The 18,472-nt window shown below is 42.0% G+C and carries 12 protein-coding genes; 4 read left to right on the forward strand and 8 right to left on the reverse strand.

Annotated elements, in window-relative coordinates; translation table 11 throughout:
* Positions 1-19: 19 nt before the first annotated feature.
* From HPL003_RS25785 to HPL003_RS25820, 8 genes are all read right to left on the reverse strand, one after another.
* Complete coding sequence (locus tag HPL003_RS25785) at positions 20-409, reverse strand: MarR family winged helix-turn-helix transcriptional regulator (protein ID WP_014282743.1); 390 nt, start codon at positions 407-409, stop codon at positions 20-22.
* A 335-nt stretch (positions 410-744) separates the two neighbouring features.
* Positions 745-2,121, reverse strand: a complete 1,377-nt coding sequence (gene gdhA, locus HPL003_RS25790) for an NADP-specific glutamate dehydrogenase (RefSeq protein ID WP_014282744.1) — start codon at positions 2,119-2,121, stop codon at positions 745-747.
* 425 nt (positions 2,122-2,546) lie between these two features.
* Entirely contained in the window at positions 2,547-3,938 is a 1,392-nt protein-coding gene (gene thrC, locus HPL003_RS25795) for a threonine synthase (RefSeq protein WP_014282745.1), read from the reverse strand.
* Between the two features lie 216 nt (positions 3,939-4,154).
* The gene (locus HPL003_RS25800) at positions 4,155-5,498 is read right to left on the reverse strand and encodes a TldD/PmbA family protein (protein ID WP_014282746.1); all 1,344 of its coding nucleotides are present in this window, start codon (positions 5,496-5,498) and stop codon (positions 4,155-4,157) included.
* Between the two features lie 3 nt (positions 5,499-5,501).
* Positions 5,502-6,896 carry a TldD/PmbA family protein gene (locus HPL003_RS25805; RefSeq protein ID WP_014282747.1) on the reverse strand — a complete coding sequence of 465 codons (1,395 nt, stop codon included), beginning with the start codon at positions 6,894-6,896 and terminating at the stop codon, positions 5,502-5,504.
* A gap of 394 nt (positions 6,897-7,290) precedes the next feature.
* Entirely contained in the window at positions 7,291-7,563 is a 273-nt protein-coding gene (locus HPL003_RS25810) for a hypothetical protein (RefSeq protein WP_014282748.1), read from the reverse strand.
* A gap of 314 nt (positions 7,564-7,877) precedes the next feature.
* Positions 7,878-8,966, reverse strand: coding sequence for a hypothetical protein (locus HPL003_RS25815; RefSeq protein WP_014282749.1), 1,089 nt, complete (start codon positions 8,964-8,966; stop codon positions 7,878-7,880).
* A 1-nt stretch (position 8,967) separates the two neighbouring features.
* Positions 8,968-10,095 carry a DNA cytosine methyltransferase gene (locus HPL003_RS25820; RefSeq protein ID WP_014282750.1) on the reverse strand — a complete coding sequence of 376 codons (1,128 nt, stop codon included), beginning with the start codon at positions 10,093-10,095 and terminating at the stop codon, positions 8,968-8,970.
* A gap of 370 nt (positions 10,096-10,465) precedes the next feature.
* Here HPL003_RS25820 and HPL003_RS25825 point away from each other — a divergent pair, with 370 nt between their 5' ends.
* The 4 genes from HPL003_RS25825 to HPL003_RS25840 all read left to right on the forward strand — a co-directional run bounded on the left by HPL003_RS25825 (position 10,466) and on the right by HPL003_RS25840 (position 18,036).
* Positions 10,466-13,075, forward strand: a complete 2,610-nt coding sequence (locus HPL003_RS25825) for a hypothetical protein (RefSeq protein WP_014282751.1) — start codon at positions 10,466-10,468, stop codon at positions 13,073-13,075.
* 83 nt (positions 13,076-13,158) lie between these two features.
* Entirely contained in the window at positions 13,159-13,629 is a 471-nt protein-coding gene (locus tag HPL003_RS25830; RefSeq protein WP_014282752.1) for a hypothetical protein, read from the forward strand.
* 883 nt (positions 13,630-14,512) lie between these two features.
* The gene (locus HPL003_RS29435) at positions 14,513-17,617 is read left to right on the forward strand and encodes a restriction endonuclease fold toxin (protein ID WP_014282753.1); all 3,105 of its coding nucleotides are present in this window, start codon (positions 14,513-14,515) and stop codon (positions 17,615-17,617) included.
* Positions 17,618-17,631: 14 nt separating this feature from the next.
* Positions 17,632-18,036, forward strand: coding sequence for an Imm7 family immunity protein (locus tag HPL003_RS25840; RefSeq protein WP_014282754.1), 405 nt, complete (start codon positions 17,632-17,634; stop codon positions 18,034-18,036).
* Positions 18,037-18,472 lie beyond the last annotated feature (436 nt).

Genomic DNA, 18,472 nt, shown 5'->3' on the forward strand with positions numbered 1-18,472 from the left:
GGGTGTAATATAATGGGGGTCAGTCCATCTCGGACATATGACCATTCATAACTTGCAGCATATCGGCTAACTGGTGCCGTTGGGTCTCGTCGAAGCTTTGGAGTAGCCGATCCACAAACTGTGAGCGCTCCTGTCTATAAGTAATAATGCGCTCCCGCCCATAATCGGTCAGGCTTACCAGCGTAACCCTGTTGTCCTCCGGCTTGGTGCGCCGTGTGACCATGGCTGTCGCTTCAAGCTGCTTCAAATGGCGGGTTACGGCTGCACCGTCGATGCCAACCTCTTTTTGCAGCAAGGTCTGGCTGATCTCATCCACCTGATACAACTTGCACAACAGCTGTAATCTGGATGCGCTTATTCCTGCACAACGCTCAAACTTGGAGCTAATCTGCTTGTTCAACAGCAACAACGATTCAAAAATATAGTCAGCCTCGGGTGATGTTTGGGTGATAGCAATCTCTCCTCACTTAAGCATGTCACTGGGCTTGACGGTCCAACCTTTGATCCATCAATCATTGATCCATCAAGTAATATACATCCTCTTTGAAAATAAATCAAGTCCCTGTGAAAAATAAAGTGACTCTTATCAAATAAAAGCTGAGCACCCCCGCAAGGGGCACTCAGCTTCTTCTTATATAACTTACCCATACACTACACTCATACGATTGCAGATCAGGAGAGCCGTACAGACAACGCTGTTCAGCTTCTCTGGCCCTCTCCAGCCGTAGTTGTATCCATCCCCCGTTAAATGATCCCGTGAGACAGCATAGCGTCTGCCACACGGACAAACCCGGCGATGTTCGCCCCTACAACCAGATTCCCAGGCACGCCGTATTCCTCAGCCGCCTTCACGCTGTTCGCATAGATATTCTTCATAATATCATGAAGCTTGGTGTCCACTTCCTCGAAGGTCCATGACAGGCGCATACTGTTCTGTGACATTTCAAGCGCAGAAACTGCAACCCCGCCAGCATTGGCAGCCTTAGCTGGTCCAAACAGAACCCCATTGTCCAAAAATACTTCAATAGCTTGCAGCGTGGATGGCATATTCGCACCTTCACCCACAGCTTTTACTCCATTGCTTACCAGCAATTGTGCTGCTTCTTCGTCAATTTCGTTCTGTGTGGCACATGGCAGCGCGATATCGCATGGAATCGACCAGATACCGGAGCAGCCCTCCGTATATATTGCGCCCGGACGCTCTTTGGTATACTCGCTAATGCGCAGACGATTGACTTCTTTAAGCTGCTTCACCAGATTCAGATCAATGCCGTCCGGATCATAGATGTAGCCATTCGAGTCACTACAGGCAACGACGGTAGCGCCGAGCTGCTGTGCTTTTTCAATCGCATAAATGGATACGTTACCCGATCCCGACACGACAACACGTTTCCCCTCAAAGGACGAGCCTTGAGCGTACAGCATTTCATTTACAAAATACACGCAACCGTACCCAGTCGCTTCCGTACGCGTGAGACTACCTCCGTAATGAATCCCTTTACCAGTGAGGACACCGCCTTCATGTCCCCCGCGAATCCGTTTGTACTGCCCGAACATGTAACCGATCTCACGCCCGCCTACACCAATATCTCCTGCCGGAACGTCAGTATCCGGGCCAATATATTTATACAGCTCGGTCATGAAGCTTTGTGTAAAGCGCATAACTTCGTTATCAGATTTCCCTTTGGGATCAAAATCGGAGCCGCCTTTGCCGCCGCCAATTGGAAGACCTGTCAGTGCATTTTTGAAAATTTGCTCAAAACCCAAAAATTTAACGATTCCCAGATACACAGACGGATGAAAACGAATTCCGCCTTTATAAGGACCAATTGCACTATTAAATTGTACCCGGAATCCACGATTGACCTGTACGTTCCCTGCGTCGTCTACCCAAGGTACACGGAAGGTAATGACCCGTTCCGGCTCCACAAGCCGTTCCAAAAGCCCCTGCTGCATATACTTGGGATGCTTGGCCAGTACCGGAACCAGCGAATCCAGTATTTCCTTGACGGCTTGATGAAATTCATTCTCATGAGGATTGCGCGCGATAACCTTCTCAAAAACGGACTGCACATATTCGGCTGCTGCCTGTTGACTCTGCTCTGAACGGATAATGGTCACTTTTCTAAAACACTCCTTTATATTTGACTCCTCTACTAGAGAACGGAACGGATTTATTCCGTGTTCTTGAGAATAGGGTTTTATGTATTCATAAAATTTAGTTAACTATACATGATTTTTTATAAAAATACATCTAATTTGCTCATAAAAAAATTTTGGCCCCTTCATCAAATATCTCTATGAATCTATCATTCCTTGTCATATTCCTACAGCGTAACCCCTTGATCTACGGGCTTTTTTCACGATTTATAAGAGTGTCACATCTTACTCTATATGGGATAATAATGTGAACAAATTGAAAAGCTAAACCTCAATTAAAAGCTAGCCCGGTACATATGGAGATAACAAAAAGAGGCTGGCACACAGGGCGCAGCCTCTTTTTCCCATCCTATCAGGGTGTAACTCAACATTGCTGAAATGATCCTCTACACATAAAAGGCTTCAAGCAGACGCACAATTTCGGCCTCGTCATGCTCTACCACTTGCTGGTGCTGTGATTTGGAAAACAACTGCTCGATCTGCGCCGGGAACTCCTGCTTAATGTCCACCAGACGGATCGCTTCGTCGAATTTGGCCGGATGCGCCGTTGCAAAGGTCACACATACTTCATCCTCGCCGTTGTGGGCCTCATACGCTGCAATACCACAAGCGGTATGCGGGTCCAGCAAATAGTCATATTCGGCTTTGTATTTGCTGATCAGCTCCAGACACTGCTCGTTCGAAGCACCAAGGGCTTCAAAATCTTGCTGTACGCGTTGCAAATCCTCTGCACTGATCACAATCCGTCCTTCGGTTTGGAGAGCATTCATGTATTCAGTTACCTTCGCTGCATCTTCTCCAAGGAAGTAGTACAGATATCTTTCGAAATTGCTTGCCACCTGAATGTCCATGGAAGGACTATACGTGCTTTTGAAGCCGCCTGGTTTGTATTCGCCTGTCTTCACGAAGCGCTCCAAAATATTGTTTTCGTTCGTGGCAATAATCAGCTTATGAATCGGCAGGCCCATTTTCTTGGCAAGAAAGCCGGAAAAAATATTGCCAAAGTTGCCGGATGGCACGCTGACATTGATCTTCTTCGTACCCGCAGACTCCTGCGCCCGGAAATAGGCATAGAAGTAATATACAGTTTGCGCCAAAATACGTACAAAGTTAATCGAATTAATCGCACGCAGATGATGTTTGCCTTTGAAATCCAGATCAGCAAACAGGTCCTTGATGACTTTTTGGCAATCGTCAAAGTTTCCTTTTACTGAAAGATTCAGTACATTTTCATCGTCAACGGTCGTCATTTGCAGCTCTTGTACCTTGCTTACTTTTTGATGCGGATGCAAAATACAGATTTTAATGCCTTCCTTGCCACGTACGCCCTGAATGGCTGCCGCCCCGGTATCGCCTGAGGTTGCGCCCAAAATGTGAATGATCTCATTCTGCTTCTTGGACACATAGGAATAAAATTCACCCATAAATTGCAGCGCCACATCCTTGAATGCGAACGTAGGCCCGTGGAACAACTCCAAAATATAGAGAGAATCGTTGATCTTCTTCACTGGCGTGACTTCGGGATGACGGAAGCTCGCATAGCTGCGCTCCACCAGTTGCTCCAAATCTTCACGAGGAATTTCATCATTGATATACAGCGCAAAAACCTCCAGCAGCAGCTCTCTGTAGCTCAATGTTGCCCATTGCTCCAGCGTAGCTGCCGACACCACCGGAATTTGCTCCGGCACCATCAGGCCACCATCGTCAGCTAACCCCATGAGCACGGTATCAATAAATCCCTTGGCTTCTACTCGACCTCTAGTGCTTATATATCTCATATACATCCCCCAATAAAAATTCAATTCGAAATTTTTGTCGAATATATTATTGTCTATAATACCCTGTCGCGGTGCTGTAACCAAGCCTTTTTTTCATATTTCAAAGACTTTCTCCTACTTTACCATACCCTGATGCATCAGGCATCTGTCATCGCTAGGCAATCGAGGCATCAGTAACAGGCTGTGAGTATGGAAAAAAGGAGGTTTCTCCCGTGATTATGACCCTGAAATCGAGAGTGAAGCCAGCTTGAGCGAAGGTGAAGTGCAGTTTCCCGTAAAACGCAAATCGTTGCCAACTTCCTCAATCTGCTGTAACACGTCAAAGAAATTACCGGATACGGTGATCTGATTCACCGCTCTGACTACTTTCCCCTGCTCAATCCAGTATCCCAGACAAGCCAGCGAAAAATTACCGGATGCCGTATTCGTACCTGCATGCAATCCTTGCAGCTCTACGATCATCAACCCGCGATCCATCTTGCGAATCATGTCCTCCAAGGTAGAAGAACCGGGAGCCACATACAGATTATGATAAGAGACGCCGATTTTACCGTTGTAGCCGCCTTTAGAAGCATTGGATGTACTTTGTACTCCTGCTTTGCGGGCTGTCTTGCGGTTATGGAAGTACGTGAGTAACTCCCCGTCCTTGATAATCTCGTTGCGACGTGTAGCGCTACCTTCGGCATCGAATGTGCTGCCTGCCGGAACATGTTCCATCAGCGGATCATCCACCAGCGTGAGCTTGGTGTTTGCCACCTTTTGCCCTAATTTCCCTGCTAGACGTGAGAAGCCTTTATCTACCGACTCCGCTGAAAATACAGTTGTATAGGCAGCCATCAATTGTGCTGCTGCATCATGACGGAAAATGACGGGATAATTATCCGATTGAATCGTATGCGCACCCAGCTTGGAAACGGCCTCTGTTACGGCTTTTTGTGCCACATCTGCGATATTGATGTCTTCCACACTCCGTAGGGAATAATCATGCCAGCCCCCGGTAACGGTCTCATCATGTTCTGTTGCGATGACGTATACATAGGCGGTCGCCAGACTTTTGCGGCGATGGCAATGCAATCCCTTTGTATTAACAATCAGGACCTCATTCTCACGAGTGCTGACCGAGCAATGTCTAGCCATCACAATTCGTGGATCTGCGGCAAGCGCTGTACGCTCCATTTCGAGTGCAGCCTCGATAAGAATCTCAGGAGCCGTGTCGGCCAACTCGCCAGCATAGGCAGGCTGCTCAGGGTAGCTTTCAGAGCCCTCAAACAGCTCATCCTGCTCCTCGCTCTCCAGTATGTCTGCGTTGCTGCGCGCTTCTTCCAGTAAAAATTCGATCACGTCCGGCTCCAGCTTCTCCGTAGAGGCATAGCCCATTTTCCCGTTAATGACGCCCCGGAAGGAAAGCCCACCGTTTTCGACGATTGTATATTGGTCAATTTCTCCCTTCAGTACCTTTACCGAGGTAGAACGTCCATTCACATAGTAGATTTCCATATCCACGTAGCCGATTTCGCGGCCTTTCGTGAACAACGCTTCCTGAAATTGCTGAATATTCATCGCTTATTCCCCCTTTCGTCCGCCGACGGTCATCTCGGACACTCGTATCGTCGGCTGTCCACAGTTGACCGGAAGACTTCCGCTGACCGAGCCGCACATGCCCTGACTATGATCCAGATTGTTGCCGACCATATCAATATTTTGCAGCGTTTCAATCCCTTTGCCGATCAGCGTTGCCCCTTTGACCGGCTCGGCAATTTTGCCATTGCGAATCATATACGCCTCTTCAACTGCAAAATTAAACTCGCTGGTTGAGGTATTCACCGAACCACCGCCCAGCGATTTGGCATAGATCCCGTACTCCGTATTGGCAATGATTTCTTCCCGTGTCGAAGCGCCATTCGCAATAAACGTATTGTTCATACGGGAAGCAGGCGCAAATTTATAAGACTGTCTTCGTCCTGACCCTGTCGCAGGTACACCCATCTGGCGCGAGCCCATTCGGTCGATCAGATATCCTTTTAAAATGCCATTCTCAATCAGTACGTTGCGCTGTGTCGGCGCTCCTTCATCATCGATATTGAGCGAGCCCCACGCGTTCGGAATGGTTCCGTCATCTATAGCCGTGACAAGCGGTGAAGCCACCTGCTGCCCGATCTTATTCGCAAACACGGAGGTTCCATGTGCCACCGCTGTAGATTCCAGCCCGTGTCCACACGCCTCGTGAAAAAGAACGCCGCCGAAGCCATTCTCAATTACGACGGGCAGTCTGCCGCTAGGGGCATATCCCGCTTTGACCATCGTCGTAGCAATACGAGCGGCGTGTCTGGCATTTTCTTCGATATTCAGATTCTCCAGGAATTCAGTCCCTGCATACGCTCCCGGCCCGCGGAACCCGGATTGTCTATGCTCCCCATCAGTCGCAATCGCGCTTATTCTCATCCGTGTATACGTGCGGGTATCCTCCACCAGCAGTCCGTTGCTATTGGCGATCAGCACGTTTTGGATTGAGTTGCTAATCCCAATGGAGGTTTGCGTGATGGAAGGATCGTACTGGCTTGCCGCCTCGTGCGCACGTCTCATCATGTCTATCTTGGCGCATTTCTGTGAACCGTCAGGAATGATCGCAATCGGATGGTGGTTAGGGATGGCATGGGGATGGAGTGTAATTGTTTGTGTACCTGGCCCTCCACCTCCACGAATAGCCTTGGCGGCCGATTTTGCCAGTCGAATCAGGCTCTGTTCGCTCATATCACTGGTGTAGGCGTACACCGAAAAATGCTCCTTCATGATCCGAATGCCAATCCCGAAATCCCGGCCTGACAGCGCTGTATCGACCACACCACCTGTCATGCCCAGCTGTCCATTGGTACGGTCCTCGAAGAATACCTCTGCAAAATCTCCACCCGTCTCCAGCGCGGCTTGCAGCATATCCTGAATTTGTATTGGATGTATCATCACGTTCCTCCTCGTTTTTGCCATGTTTCATATTGTACGGTTAAGCGTTCTTGACGATATGAGGGTTCATGTTTATTTCCCATAACTTTACTATACATGATGTTGGGAGTGGGTGTAACTATTTGAGTGGCGGTGTGTTTGGTGTTTGGGTGGGGTGAAGATTTATGTGCGGGGATGGAGGGATTGAAATGAGAAAACCCGATCAGACCGTGAAAGGCCATTTCGGGTTTGACTTTTTAAAGAGGTAGTACGTGCAACTAAGGCCGCTACGTAGACGGATCATTCTTCCGATCGCTGTTGCCCCCAGATTTTTTTGAATTATATTTTAACGGTAAAAATCCGGGTTCAAAGGCGAACGCTCCGCTTCTTCAGAACGATTCCGTCCCCTCCGCTGCTATGCTTGAGTTTGCTTCATTTTGTTCGCCAAAATACTTTTTTTCAAACGAACTTTAAACAGTTCTCTTCGTAAATCCAGTTCCATAATATGAAGATGATCGGCTGCTTCTTTGACCGTTTCCATGTGCAGTACACTCGCTTTCTGCGAAATAATAGCTAGCGCATCAAAAATAAGCTTTGTGCATGTTTTAAGCCTCTCTATGTGTTCGTCTTCCTGCTGTACCAAATTCTCATATTCATCAGCCGTATTTTTAGATGGGTTCGTATCCAAGTAATCATCTCCTTTACAAAAAGTGTAGCAAAGGATGATTCTAAATGTGGTACGTGGATACGTAATAATGGAAAAAAAAATAAAGAATGACCTAGAAAAATCAGTATGGAAGATTTAGGACGACAATTATTGGAAGACAAGAAAAATAAATTTATTATAACGGATTTAAGAGTATTAAGTGACTAAGGTGGTTATCTAAAAGTTCAACGAAATAAACCAGGCATATAGTGAATCCTTTAAACAAAAAGCCAGTTATAAAATTACCCATTCATAAAAGCAACCCACCCACAATAAAATGAGGGTAGGCCTACTTTTTAAGCTAACTGAGCCAGTACTGGTTCCATATAGCTATCCAAAAACTCTTCTGTAATACCTTTTAATTTACGTCGTTTGAATAAGGCATACATTTCTTCAACTGCGCTATAAGGGAAAAATCTAGTGTTTAAGGATTGAAATTGAGGCCTGGATGCTTCTCTAAAAACCTTATCCCTATCCTCATCAGGAGCTACAATGACATAACGAGTTGGGAAGGGCGGTAATGCATCTTGTAGCCCTTTCATTCGTGTTAAACCACTTGTAACTCCTGTACTATGTTCAACTTCCATGACAGCTGGCATTAGCCTTCCATTCTTAAACCAAATACAATCAATAAGTAATGCCGCCTTTTGAGCATCATAAAAGTTCTGCATCACATTTTCTTCTTTTTTTAGCGAAGTAATAACATCTTCCATTTCCCCTATTTTTCGATTCTTATAAATAATGCCTTTATCATTTTGAGCAATCCATGTTTTAAAACCAAGATGTTGACCAATTTCAATAAGAGCTATTTGCATTTGGCAGTGTCTACGTTTCATCTCAATGTCTAATTCGGGAGTTTGAATCTCGTCTGGAAGAACTAATGCATCATAGACAATTTCAGTATTAGGAACTTCTGAAATAACTATATCCACTTCTGCTTTGACCATAACGTTTGGAGCATGAGGATTATCTGGACACCACATGATATGCTTATGGCCAGGTTTAATCTTACTATTAGAACTAATGCTCTCAATACGACCTGGATAACAATAATAAAATTGAGGTGTGTGAGCAAGTAATGCTTCCAGAGCAGAACGAGTATTGTAGCTTCCACCAAATATTCTATCTACGTTGATTGGATGATTTGGAGCAAGTGTATTTGCTAACCTCCAAATCATTTGCATAGAAATAGATTCTTCTTTAGCATTATTCCAGGTCTCACCTTTATTAGGGCGAATCCTTTGAATAACAATTGGTCCTTCTGGCTTAACCACATTAACAATTTTAATAATTGTAGGGGTCTTGCTGTGAACGTAATTATATACACTGCTTTTTGGCAACATTCCAATTTCATGGACAAGGTTAGCTGCGGTTAGTCTACTCATTCTAATCCACCTTTAAGAAATCCAAAATAGTTTCAGCAATTCCTTTGGCTGCTTCATAAGGGACACCATTTCCCACTGTCTTGAATGCGTTTGATAACGTGATGGCCGGAGGTAATTCATATTCTTTCGGCAAGCTTTGTAGTGCTAATGCTTCAGCAACTGACAAGCGGCGAGCTTTATATGGATGTAGATGAACTTCATTGTTACCATACGCTACTGTTGGAGAGGGCCTCCATCGATGCAAACGCTTGTATGACTTTTTAGAATCATCCCCCTCTGGAATAACTAAAAATTTCGCCAGTCCTGCTCTTGGAGTGAAGTATTGATGAGCATTGGGATGATTTTCAACATCATTTTTTTTGAACCAATAATCAGCTGTCAATTCTTCACTAATACCTTCTGGCTTTTCACGCTCGCCTTCTTCAAGAAATGGTTCCATTCCAGGCCAAGGCATAGCATTAATATCATCAATACGATATTTCAAATGTTCTTCCCAAGGGAAGATATCTGTTAGAGATTGACCTGCATCAAGCTTAATCCCTAGATTCTTTAATACACTTTTTTGAAAACCAATTAATATAATACGTTCACGCTGTTGAGGTGCACCATATTCAATTGAATTAATTAAACGTTCAGTTGTTAAATATCCGCATCTATGCAGTTTTGTTTTCATCTCTTCATAAAACGCTCGATGTTTGGTTGTTCGCCAAAGTCCTTTTACATTCTCAAACAAGAAAAAATCAGGCTTTTGTTTGCAAATTAAATCAATATATGTTGCAGACAACCTACCGTTTTCACCTTCTTGACCTCTGTTTTTTCCAGCCACAGAAAAGTCAGGACAAGGAGGACCACCAATAAATCCAACTAAACGTTTTTCATTTTTTGTTTTATTAATTAATCTTGATAAAGACTCACTTTCAGCCTCTTGCTCAAACTCAGTTATGTCGCATAAATGATATCCAAATTCAGGTTGTGGAATCCCCATAACTCTGCGTGAGTGTATATACGTCTCCATAAAAGGGCGATGATACTCGTTTACGAACGCAACATTATATCCGGTTTTTTCAAACCCTAAATCCAAAAAACCTGCTCCGGAAAAAAATGAAAAGATAGTTGGTGCATTATCCATTGTTGTTTATCCTACCTCAAATCAAATTTAGACATTTCAAATCTTAAAATTCATTCTCTGCTTTCTTAACAATTAATAATAACAAAATAAAAAAGTATTGACTAGTAAGAACCAGCCAACACTTTAGTTACAACTTTTAAAAACAATACAAACTTCGGTCATCCTTCTTATTTGTGCTATGTAACGGTACAAAAGATAAGAACAAGTGTGTGAAGGCATGAACTGTCCCTATCAGATGAAACCAAAAACAGATTCTATTTTCTAAGAATTATTGGATTTTTTTGCATAACTATAGTATAAAAGAATTATGATTATTAGTCTAAATGTACTACTTTCCTGTAGCTTATAGAACGTCGGAGGAATTGATCGAATGTCAAATACACCGCAAGTCGTCCATGAAGCTAAGGCTGATTCAGTATACTGGGACAATCTACTCGTAAATCACGAAAAAATTTCAGAAATTTACTTAGATACCCAAAAAGCAGAAGCCGCTAAATCAGCATTTATCGCTTACTTAAGTCCGACAGATAAAGAAGGCCTGCAATCGATTCTGAAGCTATCTGATTTTAAAGAGGAACAAAAATGGACCCAAAATCTAAAAGATAGCCCAGAATTTCTGAATCTACTCTTTTTAAAAGAATTTTTAAAGAGAAAGAAAAAAGCGGTAGAAGAAGTGTTCCGCTGTAAAGTGCCGGACTATGCTACTCCGTCTATCTCTCCACTTACCAAACTGATTCATTTATTTTATACCAATCCAGACTGGCTACTTGAGGTATTTGTTTTAAACGAATGGAGGAATAAAATCTCCGGTGATATTTATATAGCGGGTAAAGATTTTCCTGATATAAGAAGCAAATTGAGTAGAGATTCTGTTTTTCAACAACAGCTTATCAATATCCTATATAGAAATTCAGGTCAAAGTAGCGAGTACAGAACGGTAGCCCACTGTGATATAGATAAAAAACATTCGATCTATCTCCTATACAAATTGATAAAAGATTCTAAAAGACCCGGCTATGACGAAAACAAGCGGATTAAAGACCGTGATCAAATTCTGTTCTCGTTAGACAACAGCAAGCATACACTGGAAATTAAAGCATCTTCTAGCGATGCAATTGGCGTAAAAAAATATTTTGATGAACAATTTAATACGATTCTTCGCAAAATGGAGAGTAGCGTATTCAGTAATTATAATGCGGAAGATATTATTCAGCTTTTTCGGGAAGGCACACCTGTCGGTGATGAAGAGCCTGATGATTTTTCCATCGAATCTATTACATTTTCCAACTCTTTGCTTATTAAATCACCCGATGTTATTTTACAGCTCAAAGGCAGTGACATCTGGCCTAGCGTTAATGATGCTTTTAATAGAGGTATTGTTGACTTGTACAGTCTTAAGGATATTAAGAAAATTGGTTTTCGTTCGGAGAAGCATTCCAAGTCCATTCGTTCAATTGTTCTCGAAGATGGGAATGTATTCTTCAAGCTTAATGACAGTAATTTAGATGGTTCAACCAAAAATTCTATTAAAGAAAAATTTTTAAACAAGTTTGGTTTTCCGCTCGATCAACCTGTTCGAAATAAATTTGATGGTGGCGAAGCTTTCAAAGTTGACCAGATTTTCAGATTCGCCAGTACCGATCCATTCACGCATGAGCATAAAAAAATATACGAAGAATTGAATGCACATCAATTAATCATTGTGAATGAAGAAACCAGTTTTCATTGTTCAAATCCAACTTGCAGCTTTATCACTATAGATCGGGCGGGAGTTAAAGTGCTCTCCGTAGATGATGAGAGACAACAATTGATCTGTCCAGAATGTGATGAATCTATTAACCAATTTACTAATGAAGAATTGGTTCCAAAAGGAAAAAACATTGAAAATTTTATTAATCAATTGATTAATACGTTCGTTAATCATCATCAAAGTTGTGATAATCCAACAACATCTACACAAACATTTAAAAAAAACAAGTATACCTTTAAGCGTTTTTTTTATAAGGATGAACCCTATCAAATACTGGTTACAGACAGTTTGTTACCTAAAAAGACTCTTGAATGGATAGAACGAAAATTGATTCCGACGATTATTATATGCTATGGAATTGATAAGCAGACAAGTGACCGCTATGCTATCGAAACTGTGGAACAAATTACATTTGGTGACATTTATGTTCAAAATAAATCCGGTCAATTCTTTAATCTTATGGAGACTTATCTCAAAGATTTGGAAAAGCGCACTCATCATATAGTTGTGACTGCTGCAATGAAAGCAACAAAAAACCTAACTTATATTGGTGATAAAACATCCACTTTAGAAAATATATATGATGAAAACATGCTTGAAGATGATGCATTTACAATCATTAAACATCTTTTTCCGAATTCTGAGAAATGGGGAAAAGAATACACTGGTCATCCTGTTCCTGAAGGGATATTTGCGATTCAATATAAGGAAAATAGCGGCTCCGTTTCTACCGAAATAAAACATGCATTTACTTATGATTGTAAATTCACATTAGAAAAATCCGGCTATAAGCTAGGATCTTCTGAAAATCGAAAAAGCCTGCATTATATAAATCAGTTAAACAGACTAGTCAATATTTCAACTTATTGCACTTCAAGAGAAGTAACTTCTCATATTTTTATTGGCAACAAATTTAGAGAGCGACAGGCACGAGCAATGGCTGAATTTATACGTGAAGAGATTGTTAAAGGACACCATACAAAACCAGTATTTATCAACTCCAAAGATTTGGCCTATTTATACGATCAATTTATTGCTAATAAAGATAAAATCGATAAAACACCTGATATTTTTTACAAACAAATCGCTGCTATATTTACAACTGATGATGTCATCATTACAAAAGAGTATATTGATGAACAGCTTGAAGATATCGAAATAGCTGCAGAAAGCTATTCGATTTTAAATACAACTAAACTTACAAAAAAATTAATTCGTAAAAAAAAGTAACTATTATCTCAAGTTAATAAATGATATAATAAAAACCAATAGGAACACTTGTTCTTGTTGGTTTTCTTTTGAGGAGGTTCGATATGACACTGCTGACAGTAAGCGAGCAAATCTTTAAGGTTGAACCAGATTTATTTATAAAAGAGCATATTAGTCAATTATTAATTGAGCAATTCAACAAAAGCCATAAAACAGAAACTCCTCAAGGCTTGATCGCTTTTTGCTTTTACTTTGATCATGCTTTTGTAATTGCTTCTACTAGTGTAGGGGAGATTTATTCTTATCAGCGGGTTCTTTACAATGATATGCTTCCTGACTCTTTTTTACAGTCTCTTTATTTGAACTACTATCAAGTCCCTTTCCATTGGCAAAAATGGTTGACTGACTCACATCTAGGATTGATTCGAAAGGAAATTGCTCAAGCGCTTAATTTTAACCGTTTAAAATTAAACAGAATTTCAAACCCTGACCTGTTGAACTGGAAATGGAAAAGCCATAACATCACTTTACAGATGAATCATTCTTTTGTATTCAATGATATTAAAATTAATTAGGGCTTACTTTTATACCTAGGGGAAGCCAGAGAGTAGAATAGTATCCAAAGTAAAAAAGCTTAGTATGTACAAGAAATTTCATTCTAACGTGTCTACAAGATATGGAAGTGCACGATTTTGTTACAAAGTATTCAACAGTTGACGCTCTTAATATGAATACCAGATATGTAATCCTCTTCATCTAAACATTCTATACTTACTTTTATAGGTTACACTATCTTCTTTTGTCGAATACTCCCTTAGAGCTATTACTTCAATCAAACGATAGACACTGAGTCCAGATACTACTTATCCTCTCCAAACCTCATCAATGGCTATACCTAACATAGTCATATTCTTTATATGCAAATGGATCGAGTGTAATTTCGCCAATAAAGGCGCAATAAAGGATTCTTTGCTCCGTAGCATCCTTAAAAGCTAGTAACACTTTACACTCCACATACCTTTTTAAATAAAATATATTCCCGCACTCAACCCTTAAACGTTTTTTTGAATGCAGGAATATATTTAAGTTGCTCTTAATTCCCCGTACATCAATGCTTCTGATCTCGATATATTACTACCACGCACCCCACGTGTGTCGAGACGATGGAAAGGATACACTCCTCTCTCATATCACCTACTTCCAAAAATAAACATAGAAATCCCCCAACCAATGGGTCATTTTGTAAACTTAATTTCTCTTTTAACCGATAAAATACATATGCTGGGTCGTTTAATAAATATCACCTTTCGTACCTTTATAGCGTACAAATCTTATAATACATATCTATCTTGATTCACAATTGTACTCATCTGCGGCTTCTGTAATCAGAAGCAAATTCAAGATGACGTGCTTCACTTAGAAATAACCATTGCATCTAGAAAGGAGTCATGAATTCACTTGAGCGTATTATCAGAAGCAATTGGCTATGAAAGCCTACGCTTTTATGGTCCCTTTCAACCACATCATATTGATCAACTTCAAATAACACGTACCATTAATGATCATGCCTATTTGCATATTAGCGGTATGCTCTCCGAAGAACAGGGAGCAGCCTGTATCGGTCAAAATATGGAGCAGGAGCCGATTGTGATTCGTCAGTTGGATGATCAGGGACAATCGCTGAGAAGGCTGTTCCATGGGATTGTTTCGCGTATGTCCGTACACTGTGTGCGTGGCGTGTATACGTTTGAACTGGAGGCCGCTTCCCACTCGTACCAGATGGATATTAAGAGTAAAAGACGCTCCTATCAAGATATTCACCGTACTTATGATGATCTGGTCACTGCACTGTTGCGAAAATATCAGTATGGAGATGCCATTGATACCGTAACCAACTATGCCAAACTGGAGACATTTGTTTTACAATATGATGAGACCGATTGGGCGTTTTTAAAGCGTCTAGCCTCTCGCTTTGGTTCCGTACTTGTGCCAGAGGTAACTGCAGCCTCGCCCAAGGTTTTCTTTGGGATGCCAGAAGGCAAGCAGCATAAGGTGGAGCGGGATGTTTTTTATCGGGTGCGAAAAACGTTTCATGAGTTGGATGCGGAAAAGTCAGGAGAACGTGCTGGCTCGTATGCCACCTATATGATTGAAAGTCTGCAATACTATGCGATGGGCGACCTCATTACGTTACCTATCGGACAAGGTAAGGAACTGGTCGTGGTTCGGGCAGTGACAACGTTAGCAGATGGCTTACTGCGTACCCGTTACGATCTTCAGGCCGAACAAGATATCCGCTATGCACGTTACGAAAACGATCAGGCTACCGGGATTTCACTGACAGGAACAGTACTGAAGGTACAGCAGGATTTCGTACAACTTCAACTCGACATCGATCCGAAGCAAGATCCTGTCAAAGCCTGCTGGTTTCCCGTGGCCACCCGTTATGTTGCGGAAGAACATAGTGGCTGGTACGATATGCCTGAAATCGGGGAACAAGTGGAACTGTATCTGCCTACACACCGCGAACAGGATGCCTATGTAACGGATTCGCTGCGACAACAACGCCACGCGAATGGACAGCCGAATGTGAAGGTGTGGCAACACGTACAAGGTAGCAGCGTGGAGATGAGTGATCAGGAGCTGACCCTGTCTACCTCTGGGGAATTTTCGATTACACTGCATGAAGGTAACGGCATCACCATCAACAGTCTGGGGAATGTACAGATTCAGGGTGGTCATGTGAAGCTCGATGCAGGTGAGGAACTTTCGCTCGAAGCTGGAACGGCGCTGTATCTGAAAGGCGGAGCCAGCAGCATGGTACTGGATGGTGAGACGGATACCAAGGCTCCAGTAATTTATCAGGAAGGTACGGTGAAAGCTCCTGTTTTCGTAGCTGACCTCCCTCCTGTGCCTGAGCCACCATTGATGAACATAAAAGCTTATGAAGCAGCCCAATCAGTAGCCAAGGATTCATCTAGCAGCCAAGCCTCTACACCTAAAGCAAAAGTTACGACTCCAGCAGCGCTTCAACAGGCCAATGCTTTGATGGGGACGATATCCAAGCTATTAGGCTCCATTCCCGTAGTTGGGAACGTAGCCAGTGTGATGTTGAATACGGTGGGTGGGCCAGCGGGTAAAGTGGCCGCGACTATTTTACAAGCAACCGCATCAATCCCCGTTCGAAGCAAGGGAACTCCTACGATTGGAAGCAGTAACAAGAGGAACGGAGTTCATCCGTTGAAATACTTGGCTGGTTTAGCCCTTGAGGGACTGATTAGTCAATACGAGCATGAGCAAGCAAGACAAGCCTACTATAGCAAGTGGATTCTGGGGAAAGTGTATACAAGTGCGCGTCATTTGGCTGATTCCGGTGGCCCATTGGAGCTGGTGCAGAACCTACTGAAAGAATCAAATGCCATGGTTCATGCGTATCAGCAGGTTCCTAAAAGTGTTCGAGATAAAATGCTTAGAGATTATGAGGAAAAACAACGCATTCAGGCAGAACAAACAAAGAAACATGATAATTCAAAACTTGCGTTATGGAGAGAAAGAAAAACTAGTGAATATACTTCATATTGGAATCAAACTGATTATTTTACAGCCAATTGGTGGCAGGATGAAGGTAAGCTGAAACAAGCTGAGCAAGCACTGCGCACTGAAATTACAATGCGGCGCAAACTATCATTGTATGATATTAAAGATCCCAATAAAATGGCTGCCATCCAGCGAATCGTCAACACAAAGCGAACGCACGTATGGGATGAAGGAACTCTCAATGCCATAGAAAATGGATTAGTAGCTATGGGGGTAGACTCAACAAATGCTATTGAGTTGGACAAAGAGAAAATGGATGCACTCATTGCTCGATACAATCAGGGGTTCATCGGACAAAAATCTGGAGATTACATGGAGAGGACAGGACTAAGCGATTTAGTCGAAGACACGACTTATGGAGTTGTAGGAGCTCGTATTGGTATGGGGACTGCGGGAAGGTCTCCTGCTAGGCCTAGCCAACCACCTATTGTAGAGAATCCGCCTGTAAAACCCAACCCAAAAGGTGGTCCAGGTGTAAATAGGCCGATTGATGAGTTTAATGATTCGCCGATTTATAATGGAGCAAATTCAAGCAGACCTAAGGAAACACCTAAACCAACGAATTCGAGTAAACTTCCTGAAGGTACATCAAAAGCTGGGACTTCCAATAATGGGCAATACTCAGGGAAATTGGTAAAGGTTCCTAAGGAAGATGAAGCAGCTGATATGTTGGCAGAAAAACTAGGTGGGGAATCCAGAGTTAAATTTAGCAATGACCCTAAGGGACGTGAGTTTGATACGGTAAGCGACCAGTACATTGCTCAAACCAAACCACCGTTGAACAGTTTGGATAAACAATTTAGAAAACAAGCGAAGGCTACAATCGAAGCGGCAATTGAGACGAACAGAAAAGCGTACTTTCACTTTGAAGGTAAGCCCGATGATAGAGTATTAAGACAACTTAAAGAATATGCCGAAAGATATGGTGTAGAAATAATTATTGATACTAAACCCCTAATACCATGAGAGGATGAGAAGAAATGTTTGAGTATCACGGGTGGGCAACCATTAGAGAAAGTTCCTCATTTGAAGATGATGATGAAAAATTATCATTAGTTATTCAAGATATACAGAACTTTTTGAATGAATTAGATTGGCCTTCTGGTGTTCTGGATTTAAGAGCCGTAAATGGAGATTTTCAACTCTGGATAGCAGGTCTTAATAATCATAAACCTACTGCTAAACATAATCCAATAGAAGTATTAAAAAAAGTAGGTGAGTTTGCCCCAGGTTCGTATGGAGTTTTATATGTAAGGGATAGTGATGATATAAAATTATTTAATGAATTTAGGGTTCATGCATTAATTCGAGGTGAATTGACTGAACACATGGACCCCTTCTTGTCTCCATTCATACCTAAAGTAGAAGATGACTATGAGGATTGAAATGTTTTAAAACAGAACTATAGATTTCCCCCTAGACAATAAGACTATGCACTACAACCAACAAACGCAACATAAAAAACGAAAAATTGATAAAATCTCAAAGGCTTATTCCAACTGGATCCAATAGTAGGAATAAGCTTTTGTAATTTCGAATGATAAAAGCAAAAACCCGCTCAATGAGCAGGTATCAGTATAGAGACGTGAGGAGTTAACCCTCTGTTCCAAACTTTCTCTGATACATAAATTGTTATTATTGCTCCTTAAGCCTTACGAATCAAGACTTGAAAAGCAATTGGTTTGTTAACCATTTCCAAGCAATCAAGCATTATTTCTTAATGTCAACATGTAATGTTCCATTGAACCGTAGTTGTATTTATTGAAGTCCCTAGAACTTCCGATACAAATCTAAGAGGAACCATAACCCGATTTGGAATGC

The organism is Paenibacillus terrae HPL-003 (genome assembly GCF_000235585.1).
Classification (GTDB): Bacteria; Bacillota; Bacilli; order Paenibacillales; family Paenibacillaceae; genus Paenibacillus; species Paenibacillus terrae_B.

Bases quoted from the DNA above. Each gene is read 5' to 3' on its own strand.
- HPL003_RS25815 (WP_014282749.1), bottom strand. From the start codon at position 8,966: ATGAGTAGACTAACCGCAGCTAACCTTGTCCATGAAATTGGAATGTTG.
- thrC (WP_014282745.1), bottom strand. From the start codon at position 3,938: ATGAGATATATAAGCACTAGAGGTCGAGTAGAAGCCAAGGGATTTATT.
- HPL003_RS25830 (WP_014282752.1), top strand. From the start codon at position 13,159: ATGACACTGCTGACAGTAAGCGAGCAAATCTTTAAGGTTGAACCAGAT.
- HPL003_RS25800 (WP_014282746.1), bottom strand. From the start codon at position 5,498: ATGAATATTCAGCAATTTCAGGAAGCGTTGTTCACGAAAGGCCGCGAA.
- HPL003_RS25805 (WP_014282747.1), bottom strand. From the start codon at position 6,896: ATGATACATCCAATACAAATTCAGGATATGCTGCAAGCCGCGCTGGAG.
- HPL003_RS25840 (WP_014282754.1), top strand. From the start codon at position 17,632: ATGTTTGAGTATCACGGGTGGGCAACCATTAGAGAAAGTTCCTCATTT.
- HPL003_RS25820 (WP_014282750.1), bottom strand. From the start codon at position 10,095: ATGGATAATGCACCAACTATCTTTTCATTTTTTTCCGGAGCAGGTTTT.
- HPL003_RS25825 (WP_014282751.1), top strand. From the start codon at position 10,466: ATGTCAAATACACCGCAAGTCGTCCATGAAGCTAAGGCTGATTCAGTA.